We start from the raw sequence: 4,171 nt of genomic DNA, 5'->3' as shown, positions 1-4,171 counted from the left end.
GCCTTCATCTTGTGTTGCAAGCCTATCGGATTTGGATCGAACGAATGACTGACACCCGCAACGGCGAGGACAACGGCAAGCTGCTCTATTGCTCCTTCTGTGGCAAAAGCCAGCATGAAGTACGCAAATTGATTGCCGGCCCCTCGGTCTTTATCTGCGACGAGTGCGTCGACCTGTGCAACGACATCATCCGCGAGGAGGTGCAGGAAGCACAGGCCGAAAGCAGCGCGCATAAATTGCCTTCGCCAAAAGAAATCAGCGGCATCCTCGATCAGTATGTGATTGGTCAGGAGCGTGCGAAAAAGGTTCTGGCCGTAGCGGTTTACAACCACTACAAGCGCCTGAATCAGCGTGACAAAAAGAATGACGACGTCGAACTCGGCAAGAGCAACATCTTGCTGATCGGCCCGACAGGCTCGGGTAAAACCCTGCTTGCCGAAACGTTGGCCCGTTTGCTGAACGTTCCGTTCACCATTGCTGACGCAACCACCCTTACTGAGGCGGGTTACGTGGGTGAAGATGTCGAGAACATCATTCAGAAGCTGTTGCAGAAGTGCGATTACGACGTGGAAAAGGCCCAGATGGGTATTGTCTACATCGATGAAATCGACAAGATCTCGCGCAAGTCTGACAACCCGTCGATCACCCGGGACGTTTCCGGTGAAGGCGTGCAGCAGGCCCTGCTCAAGTTGATCGAAGGTACGGTCGCCTCCGTTCCACCACAAGGTGGTCGCAAGCATCCGCAGCAAGAATTCCTTCAGGTCGACACCCGTAACATCCTGTTCATCTGCGGTGGTGCTTTCTCCGGCCTGGAAAAAGTCATTCAAAACCGTTCCACCAAAGGTGGCATTGGTTTCAACGCAGAAGTGCGCAGTAAGGAAGAAGGCAAGAAAGTCGGTGAATCCCTGCGTGAAGTCGAGCCTGACGATTTGGTCAAGTTCGGTCTGATCCCTGAGTTCGTCGGTCGTCTGCCGGTCCTCGCTACGCTGGACGAGCTTGATGAAGCTGCTTTGATGCAGATCCTCACCGAGCCGAAAAATGCTCTGACCAAGCAGTACGCCAAGCTGTTCGAGATGGAAGGCGTGGATCTGGAATTCCGCACCGACGCCCTGAAATCGGTTGCCAAGCGCGCACTGGAACGCAAGACCGGTGCTCGCGGGTTGCGTTCGATTCTCGAAGGCGTATTGCTCGACACTATGTATGAAATCCCATCGCAATCCGATGTGAGTAAAGTAGTGATCGATGAAAGCGTTATAGAAGGCAAGTCTCAGCCATTGTTCATCTATGAGAACAATGAGAAACCTGCCAAGGCTGCGCCAGACGCTTAAGCGTCATGCAGTTGGGTAAAAGAAGGGGCCTTTTGGCCCCTTTGCTTTTTTTGGGGGGTATGCTGTCGACGATGGAGGCCTCGCTGCCGCTGTTTTTCCTTAAATTCGTTAGGCAGCGATCTTTTACTGTTTTTATCCGCTTGTTTTTTTCCAAACTAGCCCCCATCTTGGTTTCAAGCTTACTTCCATCTGTTTCCGGCCTTATGGCCGCCGTAGAGGCGAAATCATGAAGACAACCATCGAATTGCCTCTCCTGCCATTGCGTGATGTCGTGGTTTATCCGCACATGGTTATCCCGCTGTTCGTGGGTCGCGAGAAATCCATCGAAGCCCTTGAGGCAGCGATGACGGGCGACAAGCAGATCCTTCTGCTGGCTCAGAGAAACCCTGCTGACGACGATCCCGGCGAAGACGCGCTATATCGCGTAGGTACGATTGCAACCGTTCTGCAGTTGCTCAAGCTGCCTGACGGCACGGTCAAGGTTCTGGTCGAAGGCGAGCAGCGGGGCGCCGTGGAGCGCTTCAGCGAAGTGGATGGCCATTGCCGCGCCGAAGTTTCGTTGATTGATGAAGTCGACGCGCCAGAGCGCGAGTCGGAAGTGTTTGTCCGCAGCCTGCTGTCGCAGTTCGAGCAATACGTACAGCTGGGCAAGAAAGTCCCCGCTGAGGTCCTGTCGTCGCTAAACAGCATCGACGAGCCAGGGCGACTGGTCGACACCATGGCCGCACACATGGCCCTGAAAATCGAGCAGAAGCAGGAAATCCTCGAAATCATCGATTTGTCCGCTCGGGTCGAGCACGTTCTGGCGTTGCTGGATGCCGAGATCGATCTGCTACAAGTCGAAAAACGCATTCGCGGTCGCGTCAAAAAGCAAATGGAGCGCAGTCAGCGCGAGTACTACCTGAACGAGCAGATGAAGGCCATTCAGAAAGAACTCGGTGACAGCGACGAAGGCCACAACGAAGTCGAAGAGCTGAAAAAGCGTATCGATGCCGCCGGCCTGCCGAAAGACGCGCTCGCCAAGGCTACGGCTGAACTGAACAAGCTCAAGCAAATGTCGCCAATGTCTGCGGAAGCGACTGTGGTGCGCTCCTACATTGACTGGCTGGTTCAGGTGCCTTGGAAGGCCCAGAGCAAGGTACGTCTGGATCTGGCGCGGGCAGAAGACATTCTCGATGCCGACCACTACGGTCTGGAAGAAGTCAAAGAGCGGATTCTTGAATATCTCGCCGTACAAAAGCGTGTGAAGAAAATTCGTGGTCCAGTGCTGTGTCTGGTCGGTCCTCCTGGGGTGGGTAAAACCTCTCTGGCGGAATCGATTGCTCACGCCACCAACCGCAAATTCGTGCGCATGGCTCTCGGCGGCGTGCGTGATGAGGCAGAAATTCGTGGCCATCGCCGTACTTACATCGGTTCGATGCCAGGAAGATTGATTCAAAAGATGACTAAAGTGGGCGTCCGCAACCCGCTGTTCCTGCTCGATGAAATCGACAAGATGGGCAGCGATATGCGTGGCGATCCGGCGTCGGCGTTACTGGAAGTGCTCGATCCCGAGCAGAACCACAACTTCAACGATCACTATCTGGAGGTCGACTACGACCTGTCTGATGTGATGTTCCTGTGCACCTCGAACTCCATGAATATCCCGCCGGCGCTGTTGGACCGGATGGAAGTGATTCGTCTGCCTGGCTACACCGAAGACGAGAAGATCAACATCGCCGTGAAGTACCTTTCGCCGAAGCAGATCACTGCCAATGGTTTGAAGAAGGGTGAACTGGAGTTCGACGAGGAAGCGATCCGCGACATCATTCGTTATTACACTCGCGAAGCCGGCGTACGTGGCCTGGAGCGCCAGATTGCCAAGGTCTGCCGTAAGGCGGTCAAAGAGCATGCGCTTGAAAAACGCTTCTCGGTGAAGGTGACTGCAGACGCACTGGAGCACTTCCTGGGCGTGCGCAAATTCCGCTATGGCCTGGCTGAGCAACAGGATCAGATTGGCCAGGTTACCGGGTTGGCGTGGACTCAAGTGGGCGGCGAATTGTTGACCATTGAAGCCGCTGTCGTTCCAGGTAAGGGGCAGTTGATCAAGACCGGTTCTCTGGGTGACGTGATGGTCGAGTCGATCACCGCAGCCCAGACTGTGGTTCGCAGCCGTGCGAAGAGCCTGGGCATTCCCCTGGACTTCCACGAGAAGCGCGACACCCACATCCACATGCCTGAGGGGGCAACGCCGAAGGATGGTCCTAGCGCCGGTGTGGGCATGTGCACGGCGCTGGTATCGGCATTGACCGGCATTCCAGTACGTGCGGACGTGGCCATGACCGGGGAAATTACCTTGCGTGGTCAGGTGCTGGCGATCGGTGGTTTGAAAGAAAAACTGCTCGCTGCTCACCGTGGCGGAATCAAGACCGTGATCATTCCCGAAGAGAATGTTCGCGATCTGAAGGAAATTCCTGACAATATCAAGCGAGATCTACAGATTAAACCAGTTAAATGGATTGACGAGGTCCTGCAAATTGCGCTGCAATACGCGCCGGAGCCCTTGCCAGATGTGGCTCCGGAGATTGTCGCGAAGGATGAAAAACGCGAGTCCGATTCCAAGGAAAGAATTAGCACGCATTAGTACGTATTTGCCTGGGGGGCTTCCTTGACAGTTTTTTAGAGCCCTTGTTATAAAGCGGCTCTTAAGTGTCTGTAGGCCATTCAGCACTCGTTATTGCTTTCACCAAAAAAACTTAGAATCATACTCAAATAGATATAAGGGGACTTAGAGTGAACAAGTCGGAACTGATTGATGCTATCGCTGCATCCGCTGATATCCCGAAAGCTGCTGCTGGCCGTGC

Annotated in this window: 2 protein-coding genes and 1 pseudogene; all 3 read left to right on the top strand. The window is 54.4% G+C overall.

Going from position 1 to position 4,171, the window contains the following annotated elements:
* Nucleotides 1–44 precede the first annotated feature (44 nt).
* Entirely contained in the window at nt 45–1,328 is a 1,284-nt protein-coding gene (gene clpX / locus ACRESJ_RS12150; RefSeq protein WP_431758104.1) for an ATP-dependent Clp protease ATP-binding subunit ClpX, read from the top strand.
* 226 nt (nt 1,329–1,554) lie between these two features.
* Nucleotides 1,555–3,951 (top strand): endopeptidase La, encoded by a 2,397-nt coding sequence (gene lon / locus ACRESJ_RS12145; RefSeq protein WP_431758103.1) that lies wholly within the window; start codon nt 1,555–1,557, stop codon nt 3,949–3,951.
* 149 nt (nt 3,952–4,100) lie between these two features.
* A pseudogene (locus ACRESJ_RS12140) lies at nt 4,101–4,171 on the top strand (DNA-binding protein HU); the annotation flags it as partial.

The organism is Pseudomonas sp. (genome assembly GCF_050739655.1).
GTDB lineage: Bacteria > Pseudomonadota > Gammaproteobacteria > Pseudomonadales > Pseudomonadaceae > Aquipseudomonas.
Note: the sequence above shows the minus strand (reverse complement) of the source record. Positions and strands in the feature narration are given on the sequence as shown.